The 18,957-nt window shown below is 72.3% G+C and carries 19 protein-coding genes; 5 read left to right on the plus strand and 14 right to left on the minus strand.

The window, feature by feature from the left end:
• Positions 1-128 precede the first annotated feature (128 nt).
• Positions 129-1,850, minus strand: coding sequence for a 2-isopropylmalate synthase (gene leuA, locus AC07DA_RS17055; RefSeq protein WP_479128885.1), 1,722 nt, complete (start codon positions 1,848-1,850; stop codon positions 129-131).
• A gap of 322 nt (positions 1,851-2,172) precedes the next feature.
• Between leuA and AC07DA_RS17060 the strand changes: the two genes are divergently transcribed.
• Genes AC07DA_RS17060 through AC07DA_RS17070 form a run of 3 tightly spaced genes read left to right on the plus strand, consistent with a single transcriptional unit; the run spans position 2,173 to position 4,910 of the window.
• Positions 2,173-3,234, plus strand: coding sequence for a M4 family metallopeptidase (locus AC07DA_RS17060; RefSeq protein WP_479128887.1), 1,062 nt, complete (start codon positions 2,173-2,175; stop codon positions 3,232-3,234).
• A gap of 20 nt (positions 3,235-3,254) precedes the next feature.
• A complete protein-coding gene (locus tag AC07DA_RS17065; RefSeq protein ID WP_479128889.1) occupies positions 3,255-3,521 on the plus strand; it encodes a protealysin inhibitor emfourin in 267 nt (88 codons plus the stop codon).
• A 57-nt stretch (positions 3,522-3,578) separates the two neighbouring features.
• A complete protein-coding gene (locus tag AC07DA_RS17070; protein WP_479128891.1) occupies positions 3,579-4,910 on the plus strand; it encodes a GH1 family beta-glucosidase in 1,332 nt (443 codons plus the stop codon).
• A 13-nt stretch (positions 4,911-4,923) separates the two neighbouring features.
• Here the strand turns inward: AC07DA_RS17070 and era are convergent, their stop codons facing one another.
• The 10 genes from era to AC07DA_RS17120 form a co-directional block, all read right to left on the minus strand.
• Positions 4,924-5,877 carry a GTPase Era gene (gene era / locus AC07DA_RS17075; protein ID WP_479128893.1) on the minus strand — a complete coding sequence of 318 codons (954 nt, stop codon included), beginning with the start codon at positions 5,875-5,877 and terminating at the stop codon, positions 4,924-4,926.
• Between the two features lie 278 nt (positions 5,878-6,155).
• Positions 6,156-6,632, minus strand: coding sequence for a hypothetical protein (locus tag AC07DA_RS17080; protein ID WP_479128895.1), 477 nt, complete (start codon positions 6,630-6,632; stop codon positions 6,156-6,158).
• A 172-nt stretch (positions 6,633-6,804) separates the two neighbouring features.
• Positions 6,805-7,158 carry a cytidine deaminase gene (locus AC07DA_RS17085; protein WP_479128897.1) on the minus strand — a complete coding sequence of 118 codons (354 nt, stop codon included), beginning with the start codon at positions 7,156-7,158 and terminating at the stop codon, positions 6,805-6,807.
• A gap of 20 nt (positions 7,159-7,178) precedes the next feature.
• Positions 7,179-7,538, minus strand: a complete 360-nt coding sequence (locus AC07DA_RS17090; RefSeq protein WP_479128899.1) for an MmcQ/YjbR family DNA-binding protein — start codon at positions 7,536-7,538, stop codon at positions 7,179-7,181.
• Positions 7,535-8,839: a hemolysin family protein gene (locus AC07DA_RS17095; RefSeq protein WP_479128901.1), complete on the minus strand. Its 1,305-nt coding sequence runs from the start codon at positions 8,837-8,839 to the stop codon at positions 7,535-7,537. Before AC07DA_RS17095 ends, AC07DA_RS17090 begins: the two co-directional genes overlap by 4 nt.
• Positions 8,840-8,845: 6 nt before the next feature.
• Positions 8,846-9,343: an rRNA maturation RNase YbeY gene (ybeY, locus tag AC07DA_RS17100; protein WP_311686795.1), complete on the minus strand. Its 498-nt coding sequence runs from the start codon at positions 9,341-9,343 to the stop codon at positions 8,846-8,848.
• A gap of 14 nt (positions 9,344-9,357) precedes the next feature.
• Positions 9,358-10,425 (minus strand): PhoH family protein, encoded by a 1,068-nt coding sequence (locus tag AC07DA_RS17105; RefSeq protein ID WP_479128904.1) that lies wholly within the window; start codon positions 10,423-10,425, stop codon positions 9,358-9,360.
• A 170-nt stretch (positions 10,426-10,595) separates the two neighbouring features.
• Positions 10,596-11,732 carry a carbohydrate kinase family protein gene (locus AC07DA_RS17110; RefSeq protein WP_479128906.1) on the minus strand — a complete coding sequence of 379 codons (1,137 nt, stop codon included), beginning with the start codon at positions 11,730-11,732 and terminating at the stop codon, positions 10,596-10,598.
• Positions 11,733-11,868: 136 nt separating this feature from the next.
• Positions 11,869-13,158, minus strand: coding sequence for a glucarate dehydratase family protein (locus AC07DA_RS17115; RefSeq protein ID WP_479128908.1), 1,290 nt, complete (start codon positions 13,156-13,158; stop codon positions 11,869-11,871).
• A complete protein-coding gene (locus tag AC07DA_RS17120; protein ID WP_479128910.1) occupies positions 13,155-14,102 on the minus strand; it encodes a 5-dehydro-4-deoxyglucarate dehydratase in 948 nt (315 codons plus the stop codon). Before AC07DA_RS17120 ends, AC07DA_RS17115 begins: the two co-directional genes overlap by 4 nt.
• Before the next feature lie 95 nt (positions 14,103-14,197).
• On the opposite strand from AC07DA_RS17120, the gene AC07DA_RS17125 reads away from it, so the two are divergent.
• Together AC07DA_RS17125 and AC07DA_RS17130 are read left to right on the plus strand one after the other, a co-directional pair.
• On the plus strand, positions 14,198-14,980 hold the full coding sequence (locus AC07DA_RS17125) for an IclR family transcriptional regulator (RefSeq protein ID WP_479128912.1): 783 nt from the start codon (positions 14,198-14,200) through the stop codon (positions 14,978-14,980).
• A gap of 227 nt (positions 14,981-15,207) precedes the next feature.
• Positions 15,208-16,560, plus strand: a complete 1,353-nt coding sequence (locus tag AC07DA_RS17130) for an MFS transporter (protein ID WP_479128914.1) — start codon at positions 15,208-15,210, stop codon at positions 16,558-16,560.
• Between the two features lie 7 nt (positions 16,561-16,567).
• Here the strand turns inward: AC07DA_RS17130 and AC07DA_RS17135 are convergent, their stop codons facing one another.
• Genes AC07DA_RS17135 through AC07DA_RS17145 form a run of 3 tightly spaced genes read right to left on the minus strand, consistent with a single transcriptional unit; the run spans position 16,568 to position 18,845 of the window.
• The gene (locus AC07DA_RS17135) at positions 16,568-17,560 is read right to left on the minus strand and encodes an adenosine deaminase (protein ID WP_479128916.1); all 993 of its coding nucleotides are present in this window, start codon (positions 17,558-17,560) and stop codon (positions 16,568-16,570) included.
• 20 nt (positions 17,561-17,580) lie between these two features.
• Positions 17,581-18,486: a ribonuclease Z gene (locus AC07DA_RS17140; protein WP_479128918.1), complete on the minus strand. Its 906-nt coding sequence runs from the start codon at positions 18,484-18,486 to the stop codon at positions 17,581-17,583.
• 5 nt (positions 18,487-18,491) lie between these two features.
• Positions 18,492-18,845 carry a histidine triad nucleotide-binding protein gene (locus AC07DA_RS17145; protein ID WP_479128920.1) on the minus strand — a complete coding sequence of 118 codons (354 nt, stop codon included), beginning with the start codon at positions 18,843-18,845 and terminating at the stop codon, positions 18,492-18,494.
• Positions 18,846-18,957: the final 112 nt, after the last annotated feature.

Below are 18,957 nucleotides of genomic sequence, written 5' to 3' on the forward strand. Positions count from 1 at the left end.
TCCGCGAGGAGGAGTCAGCACCCCGGAGGAGACCTTTCCGCGACCCTCACAGGGATTGGCCGGTATGTGACGGGGCTCCGTCCGCCGGACATCGGCGGACGGAGCTCTCAAACCGCCTTGAGGGCTGGTCAGCGCGTCGCGCGGTTGACGGCCGAGACGACGGCCTTCAGCGAGGCGCGGGTCGTGTTCGCGTCGATTCCGATCCCCCACAGGACCTTGTCCTCGATGGCGCACTCGATGTAGGAGGCGGCCTGCGCGGAGGCGCCCTCGCTCATCGTGTGCTCCTGGTAGTCCAGCAGGCGTACGTCGATGCCGATGGACTGCAGGGCGTCGAAGAACGCCGAGATGGGGCCGTTGCCGGAGCCGGTCAGGACGGTGTCCCGGCCGTCGACCGTGGCCTCCACCTGCAGCGTGTCCACGCCGTCGGTGTCGGTGGTCGACTGGTTGTTCTTGACCTGGATGCGGCCCCAGGGGTTGTCCGGGTTGGGCAGGTACTCGTCCTGGAAGACGGCCCAGATGTCCTTCGGCGTGACCTCGCCGCCCTCGGCGTCGGTCTTCGCCTGGATGATCTTCGAGAACTCGATCTGCATCCGGCGCGGCAGGTCCAGCTTGTGGTCGTTCTTCAGGACGTAGGCGATACCGCCCTTGCCGGACTGCGAGTTGACCCGGATGACCGCCTCGTAGGAGCGGCCGACGTCCTTGGGGTCGATGGGCAGGTACGGCACGGCCCACTCGATGTCGTCGACGGTGACGCCCTTGGCCTTCGCGTCGGCCTCCATGGCGTCGAAGCCCTTCTTGATGGCGTCCTGGTGGGAGCCGGAGAAGGACGTGTAGACCAGGTCGCCCACGTACGGGTGGCGCGGGTGGACCTCCATCTGGTTGCAGTACTCCCACGTGCGACGGATCTCGTCGATGTCGGAGAAGTCGATCTGCGGGTCGACGCCCTGGGAGAACAGGTTCATGCCCAGGGTGACCAGGTCGACGTTGCCGGTGCGCTCGCCCTGGCCGAACAGGCAGCCCTCGACGCGGTCGGCGCCGGCCATCAGCGCCAGCTCGGCGGCGGCGACGGCGGTGCCGCGGTCGTTGTGCGGGTGGACCGACAGGCAGACGTGCTCGCGGCGGGAGAGGTTGCGGCCCATCCACTCGAAGCGGTCGGCGTGCGTGGAGGGCGTGGAGCGCTCGACGGTGGCGGGCAGGTTCAGGATGATCTCGCGGCCCGGGCCGGGCTGGTAGACGTCCATGACCGCCTCGCAGACCTCCAGCGCGAAGTCCAGCTCGGTGTCGGTGAAGATCTCGGGGCTGTACTGGTAGCCGAACTCGGTCTCGGGGCCCAGCAGTTTCTCCGCGTACTCCATGACCAGACGCGTGCCGTCGACGGCGATCTGCTTGATGTCGTCCCTGGAGCCGCGGAAGACGACCCGGCGGAAGACCGGCGCGGTGGCGTTGTACAGGTGGACCGTCGCGCGCCTGGCGCCCTTCAGGGACTCGACGGTCCGCTCGATCAGGTCCTCGCGGGCCTGGGTCAGCACGGAGATGGTGACGTCGTCGGGGATGGCCCCGGGCTCCTCGATGATGGAGCGCACGAAGTCGAAGTCCGTCTGGCCCGAGGCCGGAAAGCCGACCTCGATCTCCTTGTAGCCCATCTTGACCAGCAGGTCGAACATGGCGCGCTTGCGGGCGGGCGACATGGGGTCGATCAGGGCCTGGTTGCCGTCGCGCAGGTCGGTGGAGAGCCAGCGGGGGGCGGTGGTGATGCGCTGCTCCGGCCAGGTGCGGTCCGGGATGTCGACCTGGTCGTAGCGGCCGTACTTGTGGATCGGCATGGAACTGGGCTGCTGGCGGTTCGCCATGATGCTGGGGCTCCTCAGAGGGTGTCCGGAAGGACGGCCGACGACGCAGCACCAAGCTCCGCGGGGAGGGAGTCGGCCTCGACTACAGGCCCTCGCCGCGGCAGCTAAGGAGAAGCAGCCCGAAACGCATGATGCGCAGCATGCTAGCCGAGCCCCTCCTCTGCGCGTGGGGTCGTATCAGTATGCGGGACCCGGCGCCCAAACGGGACAAAAAGTGCGCTATACCACTCCGACACGGAGAGTGAGGTTCGCTGTCCCGGTATTTCACCAATCATGGTGGCCACCGGTGACAGTTTCGTCACGCAGTGCAAGGGTTCCGGACATGACGACTCACGGGGGCTTCGAGCCCGTCTTCTGCACCATCGTCCCGCCCCACGTCCTCGACAAGCTCGCCCAGGCCGAGGACCCCGCGCTCGCCGGACCCGCCCGCCGCACCCTGCAGCGCGACGCCTTCGAGCGCACCCAGCGCCGCCTGACCACCGTCCTCGGTGCCCCGGCCGTCCCCTCGGCCGCCGAGGGCAGGCCGCGGCGCACCGTCCACGACGCCGGGCACGGCACCGATCTGCCCGGCCGCAAGGTCCGCGGCGAGGGCGACGTCCCCGGCACGGACGCCACCGTCAACCGGGCCTACGCCGGTCTCGGAGCGACCTTCGAGCTGTTCCTGCGCGCCTTCGGACGCGACTCGATCGACGGCAACGGCCTGCCGCTCGACGCGACCGTGCACTACGACCGCGACTACAACAACGCCTTCTGGAACGGCGAGCAGATGGTCTTCGGCGACGGGGACGGGGAGATCTTCCTGGACTTCACCCTCCCGATCGACGTCATCGGCCACGAACTCGCCCACGGCGTCACCCAGTACACGGCCAACCTGACCTACTTCGGCCAGCCCGGCGCGCTCAACGAGTCCCTGTCGGACGTCTTCGGCGCGCTCATCAAGCAGTACACGCTCGGTCAGACCGCCACCGAGGCCGACTGGCTGATCGGCGCCGGCCTGCTCGCCCCGCGGGTGACGGGCAGGGCGCTGCGCTCGATGAAGGAACCGGGCACGGCGTACGACGACGACGTGCTGGGCAAGGACCCCCAGCCCGCCACGATGGACGACTTCGTCCGCACCGGCCGCGACAACGGCGGCGTCCACATCAACTCGGGCATCCCCAACCACGCCTTCTACCTCGCCGCGACGGCCCTCGGCGGCCACGCCTGGGAGCGCGCCGGACAGATCTGGTACGACGTGCTGACCGGCGGCGAGCTGAAGGAGCAGGCCTTGTTCGCGGACTTCGCCACGCTCACCGTCAAGGCCGCCCGCGGCCGCTTCGGCGACGGCGAGGAGCTGGAGGCCGTGACGAAGGCCTGGGAGCGGGTCGGGGTGCGGACCCCGTAGTTCCGTACTAGACAGGTGCCATGCGTATTCAGGTGAGGCGCACGGGCGGTTTCGCGGGCATCGAGCGGCACGCGCAGGTGGACACCGCGGGGCGCCCCGATGCCGCCGAGTGGCACGCGCTGGCCGAGCGGGCGCTGGCCGGCGGCCGGACCACGCCGCCGGTCGGCGTACCCGACGGGTTCGCGTACCAGATCACCGTGGACGGCGAGACGGTGTACGCGGCCGATCCCCGGCTGACCGACGAGCAGCGCAGACTGATCTCGCGCGTCCTGAAGGAGGGGGCGTAACGGCCGGTTCCCGCCCGGGCGTTGACTTCCGTTACCGCCGGTACGGATGATCCGCGCATGGCGACTGACGCAGGCAATCCGATCCCCCGCTTCCCGCCCGGCTTCCTGTGGGGCGTGTCGACCTCGGCCCACCAGATCGAGGGCGCGGCCGAGCTGCGCGAACCCTCCGTGTGGGACGCCTTCACGGCCGGGCCCGGGCGGGTCAAGGACGGCTCGACGGCGGCGGTCGCCTGCGACCACTACCACCGCCACCGCGAGGACGTGGCGCTCCTGTCGGACCTGGGCGTGAACGCCTACCGCTTCTCCGTGTCCTGGCCGCGCGTGCGCTCCAAGGGCGGCCTGGACTTCTACGACCGGCTGGTGGACGACCTGGGCGCGGCGGGCGTCCGCCCGGTGCCGACGCTGTTCCACTGGGACCTGCCCGTGGACCTGGACTGGCTCGACCGGGACACGGCCGCGCGCTTCGCCGAGCACGTCGCGCTGGTCGCCGGCCGGCTCGGCGACCGCGTGACCCGGTGGATCACACTGAACGAGCCCGCCGAGCACACCCTGCTGGGCCACGCCCTCGGCGTGCACGCGCCGGGCAGGCGGCTGCTGTTCGACGCGCTGCCGGTCGCCCACCACCAGCTGCTCGCCCACGGCCTGGCCGTACGCGCCCTGCGCGCCGCGGGCGCCACGGACATCGGCATCGCCAACTCCCACGGCCCGACCTGGGCGGCCTCGACCGAGGCGGCGGACGTGGAGGCGGCGGACTTCTACGACCTGCTGCTGAACCGCCTGTTCGCCGACCCGCTGCTGCTGGGCCGCTACCCGGACGGCATCGAGGCGCTGATGCCCGGGGACGTCGAGGCCGACCTGAAGGTGATCGCCGAGCCGATCGACTGGTACGGCGTCAACTACTACGCCCCCACCCGGGTGGGGGCGCCGCGGGGCACGGAGATCGAGTTCGGCGGGGTCACCATGCCGGCCGAACTCCCCTTCTCGGTGCGGGAGATCGAGGGCCACCCGGTGACCGACTTCGGCTGGCCCGTGGTACCGGAGGGGCTCACCGAGATCCTCACCTCCTTCCGCGACCGCTACGGCGACCGCCTCCCGCCGGTCGTCATCACCGAGAACGGCTGCTCCTGCCCGGACGTCGACGACCAGGAGCGCATCGCCTACCTGGACGGCCACCTCCGGGCCCTGCACCGGGCGCTGGAGGCGGGGGTCGACGTGCGCGGCTACTTCGTCTGGTCGCTGCTCGACAACTTCGAGTGGGCGGAGGGCTACGCCCGCCGCTTCGGCCTGGTCCACGTCGATTTCGACACGCTGGAGCGGACCCCCAAGGCCTCCTACGCGTGGTTCCGGGAGGTGCTGCGCGCGCAGACGGAGGCCCGTGCCCTCCGGTGAGAGGACCCCGTGGTCAGAACCCCAGGCGCCGCAGCTGCTTCGGATCGCGCTGCCAGTCCTTGGCCACCTTCACGTGCAGGTCCAGGAAGACCGGCGTGCCCAGCAGCGCCTCGATCTGCTTGCGGGACTTGATGCCGACCTCCTTCAGGCGCTTGCCCTTGGGGCCGATGATGATGCCCTTCTGGCTGGGGCGCTCGATGAAGAGGTTGGCGTGGATGTCGAGGAGGGGTTTGTCGGCGGGGCGGTCCTCGCGCGGGAGCATCTCCTCCACCACGACCGCGATGGAGTGCGGCAGCTCGTCGCGGACGCCCTCCAGGGCGGCCTCACGGATCAGCTCGGCCACCATGACCTGCTCGGGCTCGTCCGTCAGGTCGCCCTCCGGATAGAGGGCGGGGCCCTCCGGGAGCATCGGGATCAGCAGGTCGGCCAGCAGCTCGACCTGCTTGTCGCCCACCGCCGAGACCGGAACGATCTCCGCCCACTCGATGCCCAGCTCCTTGCCCAGCTGGTCGATGGCGATGAGCTGCTCGGCGAGGGTCTTGCCGTCGACGAGGTCCGTCTTGGTGACGATCGCGACCTTCGGGGACTTCTTGATGCCCGCGAGCTCCTTGGCGATGAAGCGGTCACCGGGACCGATCTTCTCGTTCGCCGGCAGGCAGAAGCCGATCACGTCGACCTCGGCCCAGGTGGTGCGCACCACGTCGTTGAGGCGCTCCCCCAGCAGCGTGCGCGGCTTGTGCAGGCCCGGGGTGTCCACCAGGATCAGCTGGGCTTGAGGCCGGTGCACGATGCCCCGCACGGTGTGCCGCGTGGTCTGCGGCCGGTTCGAGGTGATCGCCACCTTCTGCCCGACCAGAGCGTTCGTCAGGGTGGACTTGCCCGCGTTGGGGCGGCCCACGAAGCAGGCGAAGCCGGCGCGGTGGACGGTCTCGCCCGGCTCTTCGGATGACTGCATACGAACGCTCATGCCGCCCATTCTCCCTGATCCAACCGACCCCTCCGCACCGCGGCCCGCGCACCCGCGGCCGCGTGAGCTGTCCGCCGCGCCCAGGACGCGGTGTGCTCGTACGCGGTGAGCTGGACGTTCGGGGAGGCCGGCCGACGTCACACCGGGCTTCACCGGGGCGATCCGGTGCCGCAGGTGCGGATCGAGGCCGTCGTGACGGACCGGGCGCCGACGCGTTCACCGGCGCGGGCGGGCCCGGCCCCGGCGCGCTCCGGCACCGGGGCCGGGCCCGCCGCGGTTCAGTCGAAGACGAACGGGCCCGGTGACTGCGGCCCGGTCGCCGTGCAGGTGATGGTGATGCCGAAGACGGTCATCCTCAGCGAGCCGCCGAAGGCCTCCAGACTGTCGCCGGGGGCCACGGTGCCACCGAGGGGGCCGACCTCCACGGGGGCGCCGGCGGCCATCGCCGGGTTCTCCGTGCCGGTGAAGTCGACGGTGCCGCCGCCGGCCCTCACCAGGGTGAGGGTGGACGCGATCGAGTCCTCGCCGAGCGCGATCGGCGCGGTGATGGCGGAGGACATGACGGTGACGGTGGCGGCGGTGCCGTCCTGCGTGGCCGTGAGCGTGGCCTCACCGCTGCCGAAGGCGCCGCAGTCGGCGCTGATCGTCGCCGTCTGGGGGGTGACGGCGAGTGCCGCGGGGGCGAGGGCGAGCCCGGAGACCGCGAGGGCCCCGGCCGCCAGTGCCGCACCTGCTCCGATGCGCTTGCCTCTCATGGGATCGCGGCTCCGTTTCCGTGTGGGGGGACCGCTCGGCACGTGGATGCGGGCACACGGCCGAGAGCCGGACCTGACGGTCCGTCGGAACTGACGGTTCCATTGATGCGCCCGGGAGCAGGGGCGGCAAGGTTGAAATCGCGCCTAATTACCGGCGGTTACAGCGGGGGGCTCAGCCGGCGGTGACGATGCTGCGGACGGTCCCGTCGACTCCCGCCAGCAGGACCGGCGTCTGCGCGCTGCCGAGGTCCCGCACGGCCGCGCGGTCCTCGTCGGGCACCGACTCCGCCTCCGTCACGACCGCCGCCGCCTCCAGCGACCGCGCGCCCGAGGCCACCGCCATCGCCACCGCCGTGCGCAGGGCGCTGAGCCGCAGGGAGTCGAGGGACACCGTGCCCGCGACATAGGTGCGTCCGGTCTCGTCCCGTACGGCCGCCCCCTCGGGCACGCCGTTGCGGGCCCGCGCGGAACGGGCCAGGGTGACGATCTTGCGGTCCTCGGGGTCGAGCGCGCTGCTGTCGGTCATGATCCGAGCATACGGAAGCGTCACGGACGGTCGAGGCGGAGGCGGTCCGCTCGCGGCAGGCCGGACACGACGAGGTCGTAGGAGTCCTCGATGAGCTCCCGGACCAGCCGGTCCGGGAGGTCCGCGTCCACGGTGACCGTGTTCCAGTGGCGCTTGTTCATGTGCCAGCCCGGCACGATCAGCCCCTCGTGCTCGCGGCGCAGGCGGACCGCCTCGTCCGGGTCGCACTTGAGGTTGACCTTCAGGGGGCGCGCGTCCAGGAAGGAGAGGGCGAAGAGCTTGCCCCGCACCTTGAACACCGAGATCTCCGGGCCGAAGGGGAAGTCCTCCTCCGCCGCGTTGAAGGACAGGCAGAACGCGCGCAGTTCCCGGGGGGTCACTCCGGCTTCTCCTCCCGCGGTGGGTCCGGCGGGTCCACGGGCTCCGCGAGCACCGTCACGATCTTGTTCCTCCGGCCGGCCGCGGCCTCCGCGGTCAGGCGCAGTTCCCGGCCGTCGGGGAGGGCGACGACGGACGAGGCCCCGGCGATGGGCACCCGGCCCAGTGCCTTGGCGAGCAGCCCGCCGACCGTCTCGACGTCCTCGTCGTCGAACGCCTCCAGGCCGTACAGCTCGCCCAGGTCGCCGATGTCGAGGCGGGCGGTGACCCGGAAGCGGTCCTCGCCGAGGTCCTCCACGGGCGGCAGTTCCCGGTCGTACTCGTCGGTGATCTCGCCGACGATCTCCTCCAGGATGTCCTCGATGGTGACGATGCCGGCCGTGCCGCCGTACTCGTCGATGACGACGGCGACGTGGTTGCGCTCCTTCTGCATCTCGCGCAGCAGGTCGCCCGCGTTCTTGGTGTCGGGCACGAAGAACGCCGGGCGCATGGCCGTGGACACCTGCTCGGACTCGGCGTCGCGGCTGATGTGCGTCCTGCGGACCAGGTCCTTCAGGTACACGATCCCGACGATGTCGTCCTCGCTCTCGCCGGTGACCGGTATGCGCGAGAAGCCGGAGCGCAGGGCGAGGGTGAGGGCCTGGCGGATGGTCTTGAACCGCTCGATGACCACCAGGTCCGTGCGCGGCACCATGACCTCGCGGACCAGCGTGTCGCCCAGCTCGAAGACCGAGTGCACCATGCGGCGCTCCTCGTCCTCGATGAGCGACTCCTTCTCGGCGAGGTCGACCAGCGCGCGCAGCTCCGCCTCGGAGGCGAACGGGCCGCGCCGGAAGCCCTTGCCGGGCGTGAGCGCGTTGCCGATGAGGATCAGCAGCGACGGGATCGGGCCCATGATCCGGGCCAGCGGCACCAGGACGTACGCGGAGACGGTCGCCGTGTTCAGCGGGTGCTGGCGGCCGATGGTGCGCGGCGAGACCCCGACGGCGACGTACGACACGAGGACCATGACCGCGATGGCGATCAGCAGGGCCTCGGTGGTGCCGTCGAACTCCTTGAGGCAGCCGTAGGTGATCAGCGCGGCGGCGGCCATCTCGCAGGCGACGCGCACCAGCAGCGCCACGTTGAGGTAGCGGGTCGGGTCGGCGGCGACCTGGGAGAGCTTGGCGCTGCCACGGCGGCCGGAGCGCACGGCCTCCTCGGCGCGGAAGCTGGAGACACGGGCGAGGCCCGCCTCCGCGCAGGCGGCGAGCCAGGCCACGACCACCAGGGCGACGGCGCCCAGGGCGAGTTGCGGACTCATCGGCGGCTACGAGACCGTCGGTGCCGGGGACGGGCCGGTCAGGCCCCGCTCCGCGCGCCAGCCGTCCACGATGGCCGCCTGGAGGCCGAACATCTCGGCCTTCTCGTCCGGTTCCTCGTGGTCGTAGCCGAGCAGGTGCAGCACGCCGTGGACGGTGAGGAGCTGGAGCTCCTCGTCCATGGAGTGCTGCGTCTCCGCTTCCCTGCCCTGCTTCTCGGCGACCTCCGGGCACAGCACGATGTCGCCGAGCAGTCCCTGCGGCGGCTCGTCGTCGTCCTTGGACGGCGGGCGCAGCTCGTCCATCGGGAAGGACATGACATCCGTCGGGCCGGGGAGGTCCATCCACTGGATGTGGAGCTGCTCCATGGCGTCGGCGTCCACGACGATCACCGAGAGCTCGGAGAGCGGGTGGATGCGCATCCGCGCGAGCGCGTAGCGGGCGATGTCGAGGATCGCCTGCTCGTCGACCTCGGTTCCGGACTCGTTGTTGACGTCGATCGACATGGTGCTGTGTGTGTCTACTTCCCCTTGTGCCCGGACTTGCCGCGGCCCTTGTGCGCGCCGTTCTGGGTGCCGTGCTTGGTGTCGTACTGCTCGTACGCGTCGACGATACGGCCCACCAGCTTGTGCCGGACGACGTCCTGCGACGACAGCCGCGAGAAGTGCACGTCCTCCACGCCGTCCAGGATGTCCTGGACCTGCCGCAGACCGGACTTCGTGCCGTCGGGGAGGTCGACCTGCGTCACGTCACCCGTGATCACGATCTTCGAGTCGAAGCCGAGGCGGGTGAGGAACATCTTCATCTGCTCGGGGCTCGTGTTCTGGGCCTCGTCCAGGATGATGAAGGCGTCGTTGAGCGTGCGGCCGCGCATGTAGGCGAGCGGCGCGACCTCGATCGTGCCCGCCGCCATCAGGCGCGGGATCGAGTCCGGGTCGAGCATGTCGTGCAGCGCGTCGTACAGCGGGCGCAGGTAGGGGTCGATCTTCTCGTAGAGCGTGCCCGGCAGGAAGCCGAGGCGCTCGCCGGCCTCGACCGCGGGGCGGGTCAGGATGATGCGGTTGACCTGCTTGGACTGCAGGGCCTGTACCGCCTTGGCCATCGCCAGGTACGTCTTGCCCGTACCGGCCGGGCCGATGCCGAAGACGATCGTGTGCTTGTCGATCGCGTCCACGTAGCGCTTCTGGTTGAGCGTCTTGGGGCGGATCGTGCGGCCGCGTGAGGACAGGATGTTCTGCGTGAGCACCTGGGCCGGGGTCTCCTGGCCGTCGCTCTCGCCGCTGTCGCTCGCCTTGAGCATGGCGATCGAGCGTTCCACTGCGTCCTCCGTCATCGGCTGCCCGGTGCGGAGCACCAGCATCATCTCGTCGAACACGCGGGCGATGAGGGCGACGTCCACGGGGTCGCCGACCGCGCTGATCTCGTTGCCCCGGACGTGGATGTCGGCCGCCGGGAAGGCCTTCTCGATCACGCGCAGGAGGGAGTCGCCGGACCCCAGAACGGTCACCATGGGGTGCTGGGCGGGGACGGTGAACTGCGCTCTCGCCTGCTCCTGCGCGGGGGTGTGAGCTGTGGGTGTCTGAGTCATGGGCCGGCGCTGAAGGCCTGCGGTTCCTCCTCGTCACGGCCGCGTAGCTGAGGGCGGCCTCGCGACTCCCAGGGTACGACGGTGGAGTGACAACGCCGTAGGGGTTTTGGGAGCGGGGTTCGTCACCAGGACTTCCGTGGCCGGGGCGCGTGCTCCCGGGCCGCGGGGCCTCACGCCGAGCGGCGGAAGCCGATCGTGGGGACGGCCCGCCGCAGCGGCCAGGGCCGCACCAGTTCCTCCGGCACCAGGCCGGCCAGGAACCCGTACCGTTCCAGCGCCACCGCCGACTGTCCCTCCACGGACTGCACCTTCCGCCACCACGCGGCGATCTCCGACCAGCCCGGCGCCGACAGCGAGCCCCCGAACTCCTGCACCGACAGCGCCGCCGTCAGCCCGGCGAAGGCCAGCCGGTCCGCCAGCGGCCAGTCCGCCAGCGTCCCGGCCACGAACCCGGCGACGAACACGTCCCCGGCCCCGGTCGGATCGAGCGCCTCGACCTCGATCGCGGGCACCTCGGCCGTCTCCCCGGTCCGCCGGTCCACCGCGTACGCCCCGTCCGCCCCCAGGGTGACCACGGCCAGCGGCACGTACTCGGTCAGGGCGTGGGCGGCGGCCCGCGGGCAGTCCGCGCCGGTGTACCGCATGGCCTCCTCCGCGTTCGGCAGGAACGCCTCGCAGTGCCGCAGGTCGGGCAGGCCGGCGAGGTCCCACGCCCCGGTGTCGTCCCAGCCGACGTCGCCGAAGACCCGGGTGCCCTCGCTCGCGGCCTGGGCGATCCACGGCGCGCTGACGCCGGGCGCGAGGGAGGCGACGGCGGCACGGGCCCGGGGCGGGCAGGCGGGGGCCGGCTCCTCGGGGGGCGGCTCGTGGCCGTGCGAGACCATCGTGCGCTCGCCCTCGTAGGCCATGGAGACGGTGACCGGGGAGTGCCAGCCGGGCACCCTGCGCGACGGGGAGAGGTCGATGCCCTCGCCGTGCTCCAGGGCGTCCCAGCAGTAGTCGCCGTAGTGGTCGTCACCGAAGGCCGCCGCGAGGGACGTGCGCAGGCCGAGGCGGGCGAGCGCGGTGGCCATGTTGGCGACACCGCCGGGGCTCGAACCCATCCCCCGCGCCCAGGACTCCGTCCCGCGCACCGGGGCGGAGTCGAGGCCGGTGAAGACGATGTCGAGGAAGACCGTGCCGGTGAGGTAGACGTCCCAGGGCGGGTCGTCCGGCCTGCGCAGCGGGGCGAGGGGATCGACCTGGGTCTGGCGGTGCGATCCCTTTCCGGCCGGGCCCTTACCGGCCGGGGCGGTGGACGCGATCACGATGCGCTCCCTGACGTGGTGCGGATCAGGCCAGTCTGCACCACGCCACCGACAACGTGACGCCGATCACGCGGGACCCACCCGTTCCGTCAGCGCGCGCCGGTCCCCCGCGCGCCCCGCGCCCGACCGGGCGGCGCTACCAGCGCGGCAGCGGCGGCGTCACCCACGCCGGGTCGGTGATCCGCATGGCGGCCGCGTCGTCGCGGTCGCGCAGCGCGCCGTCGTCCTCCAGCCACCGCCGGTGCAGCGCGGCCAGCCGGTCGCGGTCGAGTTCCACGCCGAGTCCGGGGGCGTCGGACACCGCCACCCGGCCGCCCGCGAAGGCGAGCCGTTCGGTGAGGACGTCCTCCGACTGCCAGGGGTAGTGGGAGTCGCAGGCGTGGTGGAGGTCCGGGACGGTGGCGGCCACATGGGTCATGGCGGCGAGCGAGATGCCGAGGTGGGTGTTGGAGTGCATGGACACGCCGACGCCGAAGGCGCGGCAGACGGCGGCGAGCTGCTGGGTGTTGCGCAGTCCGCCCCAGTAGTGGTGGTCGGAGAGCACGACCTGCACGGCGCCGCGGGTGAAGGCCTCCCTGATCTCGGCGAAGGTCGTCACGCACATGTTGGTGGCCAGCGGCACGCCGGTCCGCGCGGCGACCTCGGCCATGCCGGCGGTACCGAGGGTGGGGTCCTCCAGGTACTCCAGGACGTCGCCGAGCTCCCCGGCCACCCGCAGGGAGGTCTCCACGGACCAGGCGCCGTTGGGGTCCAGCCGCAGCGGGCGCCCGGGGAAGGCCTCGGCGAGCGCGCGCACGGCCGCGATCTCCTCGTCGGGCGGGAAGACGCCGCCCTTGAGCTTGAAGGAGGTGAAGCCGTACCGCTCGGTGAACCGCCGGGCCTGCTCCACCACGCCCGCGGGGTCGAGGGCGGCGCCCCAGTCGTCCTGTCCGGCCGGTACGCCCGCGGGGTGGCCCGCCCACTTGTAGAACAGGTAGGCGCTGTATTCGACGGTGTCGCGCACCTTGCCGCCGAGCAGGGCGTGCACGGGCAGTCCGAGGGCCTTGCCGAGGGCGTCGAGGCAGGCGACCTCGAACGCGGAGAGCACGGACAGCCGCAGTTTGCCGGCCGTCTGCACGCCCCGCAGTCCGCCGACGTCGATGGCGTCCTCGACGCGGGAGGCGTCCACGGCGACCTCGTCCGCGACCGCGAACAGCCCGTTGAGGTCGCTGACCCGCCGCCCCGTGATCCGCTCGGCGAAGGGCCGGGCCAGCTCCAGGTACTTGGTGTCGCCGTAGGTCTCCCCCACGCCGGTGATGCCGTCCGCCGTGACGACCTCGACGATCAGCCGGGGCGTGTACGGCTGGTGCACTCCTTGCGTGTTGAGCAGCGGCGGGTCGGCGACCAGGACCGGCGTCAGCCGGACGTCCGTGACGGTCAGGTTCACAGGGCGGCTCCCACGAGGTCGAGTCCGGCGGCGAGGAGGGTGCCGAGGGCGGCCAGGTCGGCGGGCGAGGGGTCGGTGAGCGGGGCGCGCACCGGGCCCACGGGGTGGCCGCGCAGCCGGGCGGCGGCCTTCACCAGGGACACGGCGTATCCGGGGACGCGGTCGCGCAGTTCGACGAGCGGGACGTAGAAGTCGCGCAGCAGTTTGTCGACCGTTCCCCGGTCGCCGTCGCGCAGGGCGGTGAAGAAGGCGCCGGCGATCTCGGGTGCGAAGGCGTGGACGGCGGAGGAGTAGGCCGGGACGCCGACGGCGGCGTAGGCGCGGGCCTGGACCTCGGCGGTGGCGGCCCCGTTGAAGAACAAAAACTCCTCGGGCGCGGCGAGCGTGAGGCGCTGCATCCGGTCGAGATCGCCGTGGCCGTCCTTCAGGCCGATGACGGTGGGCAGGGCGGCGACGCGCCGGAGCGAGTCGGCGGTGAAGGCGACCTGGCCGCGCTGGTAGGCGATCAGGGGCAGCGGGGTGCGGGCGGCGAGCTGCTCCAGCTGGGCGACCAGGCCGTCCTGCGGGACGGCGACGAGGTAGTGCGGCAGGACGAGCAGCGCGTCGGCCCCGGCGTCCTCGGCGATGCGCGCGAACCGGGCGGCCTGCGCCCAGCCGTAGCCGGTGCCCGCGACGACGGGGACGCGGCCGGCCGCCTCCTCGACGGCGATGGTGACGACCTGCCGGTACTCGTCCTCGTCCAGCGAGAAGAACTCGCCGGTGCCGCAGGCGGGGAAGACGGCGCCGGGCGCGGCGGCGAGCCGCTCGGCGACACAGCCGCGGAAACCGTCCGGGTCGAGGGCGCCGTCGTCGCGGAAGCTCGTCAGCGGGAAGGACAGCACCCCGCCCGCCATTCCCTCCCGCAGCCGCCGCGCGACCGCCACCGGTCCAGCGCTCACGGTCATCTCCTTATGTAGACGTGATCCACGTATGAGGATGAAGGCTAGGTAGGTGAACAGTGGGCGTCAACAGGGCGCCACCGGACGATTACGATCGGCCCATGTCAGACACAGGGGGCGTCCGCGAGGTGAAGTCCGCGGCGCGCACGGTCGAGCTGCTGGAACTCCTCGCGGCGCGCGGCGACCGCCCGGCCCGGCTCCGGGAACTGGCCGACGCGCTGGACGTGCCGCGCAGCTCGATGTACGCCCTGCTGCAGACCCTGATCTCCCGCGGCTGGGTCCGCACCGACGTCACCGGCTCCCTGTACGGCATCGGCATCCACGCGCTGCTCACCGGCACCAGCTATCTGGACTCCGATCCCCGGGTCCGGGTGGTGCGGCCGTACCTCGACGAGGCGTCCGAGGCGCTCGGCGAGACCATCCACATGGGCCGCCTGGACGGCCGGGACGTGGCGTACCTGGCGACGCGGGAGTCGCACGAGTACCTGAGAACGATCAGCCGGGTGGGACGCCGCCTGCCCGCGCACGCCGGCGCCCTGGGCAAGGCGCTGCTGGCGGAACGCCCCGACGAGGAGCTGCCCGAGGGTCCGTACCAGGCGCTGACGCCGAACTCGCACACCGGCCGGGAGTCCCTGGCGGCCGACCTCGCGCGGATCCGCGACCGCGGCTGGTCCGTGGACCGCGAGGAGGGCGTGCCCGGCATCGTCGGCTTCGGGTTCGCGCTGCGCTACGACACCCCGGCGCAGGACGCGATCAGCTGCTCGGTGCCCGTCGCGCGGCTCACCCCGGAGCACGAGGAGCGGATCGTCGCCGTGATGCGGGAGATCCGGGCGAAGATCGAGGCGACGGTGCCGGCGGGTGCCGGATCGGTGCACTGGCGCTAGCGGAAGACGCGCACGAGGAGCGGCGGGTACCCCCGGAACGCCCGGAGGAAGCCGCTCGTTTACCCGGGCTTCACCACCCCAAACGCAACGTGTTCCACATCACACCCCCCGGGCTCCCGTGCCCGAGTGCTTGCTTGATACAAATTGCCCGCGCGTTCCTGTCCGTCGACGGTCGTCGCCCCATCCCCCTTCTCCCGCCGCTCCTTTCGCATGCCCTGGGAACGCCCGTGCTCGCCCCCCGCACCACCCCCTGGCCCCTCGTCGCCCTCTTCACGGCCGGGTACCTCGCTCCGTACCTGCTCCCGACCACCGTCGGCAGGCTCGACTCGGCCCTTCCGCTCTCCGCCACGCAGGCCGGTGCCGTCGGCAGCGCGCTGCTGCTGAGTTCGGCCGCCGCCGGATTCGCCCTGGCCTCCCGCGTGGAACGGATCGGCGCCCGCACCCTCGCCCGGCTCGGCCTCGTCCTGGCCGTGCTCGGCTACGGCGGCGCCGCCCTGACCTCGGCCGTCCCGGCCGTCGTCGCCGGCGCGATGGTCGGCGGCCTCGGCTCCGGCACGGCCACCACCGTCGCCGCCACCCTCATCGCCGGCCTGGGGGCGCCCCCGGGTCGGGCGGGGTCGAGGACGTGCGGGAGCGACCCGCACCGCGCCTCCACCGCCGGGCTGCTGAGTGTCTCCGCCCTCGCGGGCGCCGTGTACCTGACGGTGCCGCACCTCGGCCCGGGGCACGGCCTGCCGCTGGCCGCGATCGCCCTCACGGCCCTGGCCGTCTGGCCGCTGACCGGCCGGCTCCCCTCCGGCGTGCCCGCCGCACCGGCCCGGCGGGACAGGGCCCGCCTGCCGCACGCCCGTTCCGGGCTGGTGCTGGCCGCCGCCATGGTCTGCTGGTCGCTCGCCCAGAACTCCCTGTGGGGCGTGAGCGGACGCATCGGGCGGGAACAGGCCCACCTCGACGAGGCGACCGTCGGCGCGGTGTTCGCCGTGGCGCTGGGCGCCGGACTGGCCGGAGTCCTCGCGGCCGGTGCCCTCGGCGCGCGGCTCGGACGGGCCGTGCCGATCGGCGCGGGCACGGTCCTCATCGCGGGCTGCATCGTGCTCAGCGCGTCCGCGACCGGCCTGGGCAGCTTCGCCGCCGGCGAGATCGCCTGGAACACGCTGTACCCGGTGGTGCTGTCGTACCTGATCGGGCTGGCCGCCTCGCTCGACCCGCGCGGGCGCTGGGCGGTCCTGGTCGGCTCGGCCTCCTCGCTGGGCACGGCCGCCGGTCCGCTGACCGGCAGTGTGCTGTCGGCGCAGGCCGGCTTCCCGGTCATGGGCCTGGTCCTCGGCGCCGGCCTGCTGGTGATCGCGCTGCCGATGACCGCCGTGGCCCTGCACACCGGCGGGCGCCCGCTGCTGCCCGGCGCGATCCGCCGCCGCGGCGGGCACCCGGCCGCCCTGGTCGCCGCCGCCACCGGCGCCCCGGCCGGCGCGGTCCCCGAGATCGGCGCCCCGGAGCAGCCGGTGGTGGAGATCGCCGTGGACACCCCGGCCGTCCCCGCCCAGCGCGCCTACGGCAAGGCGGGTTCGGAGGCCCTCTGAGGCCCGCCTAGGCGAAGGTGTACGCCTCGACCTCGGCGAGGTACCGCGCCCGCAGCTCCTCGTCGTTCTCCAGGAAGGAGGCGAGGAAGGAGTTGCGGGCGAGCTCGCGCAGCCGCTCCCGGTCCAGCCCGAGGGTCGCGCGCACGGCGTCGAAGTTGTCGCCGGCGTAGCCGCCGAAGTAGGCCGGGTCGTCGGAGTTGACCGTGCACATGAGGCCGGCGTCCAGCATGGCGGGCAGCGGGTGGTCGGCCAGGGTGCCGACGGTGCGCAGCCGGACGTTCGACAGGGGGCACAGCGTCAGCGGCACGCGGTCCCGCACCAGCCGCTCCACCAGCGCCGGGTCCTCCACACAGCGCAGCCCGTGGTCGACCCGCTCGACGCCGAGCACGTCCAGCGCCTCGGTGATGTACTCCGGCGGGCCCTCCTCGCCCGCGTGGGCGACCCGGCGCAGACCGAGCGCGGCGGCGGCCGCGTAGACCTCGCGGAACTTCACCGGCGGGTGCCCGACCTCCGCCGAGTCCAGGCCCACGCCGGTGATGCGGTCCAGGTAGGGCTCGGCCGCCTCCAGGGTGGCCAGGGCCGACTCGGCGGGCTCGTCGCGCAGGAAGCACAGGATCAGCCGGGTCGAGACCCCGTGGTTCTCCTCGCTCCGCCCCAGCGCCCGCCACAGCCCCTCGACGACCGTGCCGAGCTCCAGACCGCGGCCGGTGTGGGCCTGCGGGTCGAAGAAGATCTCCGCGTGCCGCACGCCCTGAGCGGCGGCCCGGGCCAGGTACTCGTTCGCCAGGTCCTCGAAGTCCCGCTCGGTGCGCAGGACGGCCATGAGCTCGTAGTACAGGTCCAGGAACGACTGGAGGTCCTCGAAGCGGTAGGCCTCGCGCAGCTCGTCCGTGTCGGCGTAGGGCAGCGTGAGGCCGTTGCGCGTGGCGAGCTCGAAGGCCAGCTCCGGTTCCAGGGTGCCTTCGATGTGCAGGTGCAGTTCGGCTTTGGGGATGGGCATCAACGCATCGTACGGGCGTTTCACCGACGCTTCGGAAGCGGCACCCGCAGCAGGTCGTGCGCCACGGTCAGCTCGCCCTCGTACCCGGCGGCCCGGGCCTGCCGCTCGAACTCGTCCGGGTCGGTGTAGCGCTGACTGAAGTGGGTGAGCACGAGGTGCCGCACACCCGTGTCCCGGGCCACCCGCGCCGCCTGCCCCGCGGTCAGGTGCCCGTGCTCCACGGCGAGTCGCTCGTCCTCGTCGAGGAACGTCGATTCGATGACCAGCAGGTCGCACCCCTCGGCCAGCGCGTACACGCCGTCGCACAGGCGGGTGTCCATGACGAACGCGAACCGCTGGCCGCGCCGCACCTCGCTGACGTCCTCCAGGGTGACCCCGCCGAGCGATCCCTCGCGCTGGATCCGGCCCACGTCCGGGCCCTTCACCCCGTGCGCGGCGAGCCGCTCGGGCAGCATGCGGCGGCCGTCGGGCTCGGTCAGCCGGTAGCCGTACGACTCCACCGGATGCGACAGCTTGCGGGCCTCCAGCGTGTAGCCGCCGGTGCGGGCGAGGGGCCCGTCGGAGTCGACCGGTGCCTCGGTGATGCCGACGGTCTCCCGGTAGGCGGTCGCGTACCGGAGCCGGTCGAAGAAGCGCTGACCGGAGCGGGGGTAGTGGGCGGTGACCGGGTGCGGGACCTTGTCGAGGTTCACGCGCTGGATCACGCCGGCGAGGCCCAGGCAGTGGTCGCCGTGGAAGTGCGTGACGCAGATCCGGTTGAGGTCGTGCGCGGCGACCCCGGCGCGCAGCATCTGGCGCTGCGTGCCCTCGCCGGGGTCGAACAGGATGCCCTCGCCGTCCCAGCGCAGCAGGTAGCCGTTGTGGTTGCGGTGGCGGGTCGGGACCTGGCTGGCGGTGCCGAGGACGACCAGTTCGCGTACGGACAAGGCGGTTATCCCGGGGGCCATTCGAGGCCGCGGCCGCCGAGGACGTGGCCGTGCACGTGCCAGACGGTCTGGCCGGCGCCGCTGCCGGTGTTGAAGACGATGCGGTAGCTGTCGAGCTTCTCCTCGTCGGCGACGGCCTGTGCCTCGCGGAGCACGTCCGCGGCCAGGGCCGGGTCGGCGGCGGCGAGGGCGGCGGCGTTCTCGTGGTGGGCCTTGGGGATCACGAGGACGTGGGTGGGAGCCTGGGGGTTGATGTCGCGGAAGGCGAGGGTCGTCTCCGTCTGGCGGACGATCGTCGCCGGGATGGTGCCTGCGACGATCTTGCAGAACAGGCAGTCGTCCTGGGGTTCCCCTGCCATTTTCCCTCCGGGGGTTGGCCGAATACGGTCCGACCCGGGCATCGTATCGTCGTCGGGTGCGGGTGCGTTGGGGCCGGTCGGGCCCTCGCGGCGGAGCCGCACGCGGACACGG

Source organism: Streptomyces sp. NPDC044921, assembly GCF_056432865.1.